Genomic DNA, 253 nt, shown 5'->3' with positions numbered 1-253 from the left:
GAGGATTGTTCAGGCGCCCTTGCCATCGCGTCCGATTGAGCGCGGTCGGCCGGGAGCCGGTCTCCTTGCGCATGTCCTTGTGTCAAAACACGCCGACCACCTTCCGCTCTATCGCCAGTCTCAGATCTTTGGCCGGGAAGGTATCGATCTGGACCGCTCCACCCTGGCTGATTGGGTGGGGCGCTCCACTGCCTTGCTTGAGCCCCTGGCGGATGCCATCGGCCGCATGGTCCGGCAAGGGGAAGCGCTCTTT

1 protein-coding gene is annotated in these 253 nt (G+C 63.6%); it reads left to right on the top strand.

Annotated features, from left to right (window positions below; translation table 11 throughout):
* The coding region (locus tag ACXAH0_RS25295; RefSeq protein ID WP_475196097.1) for an IS66 family transposase at positions 1-253 on the top strand (253 nt) is incomplete at both ends.

It is taken from the genome of Roseibium sp. AWQ4_290 (assembly GCF_056160985.1).
This window is presented reverse-complemented; position numbering and strand designations above follow the sequence as displayed.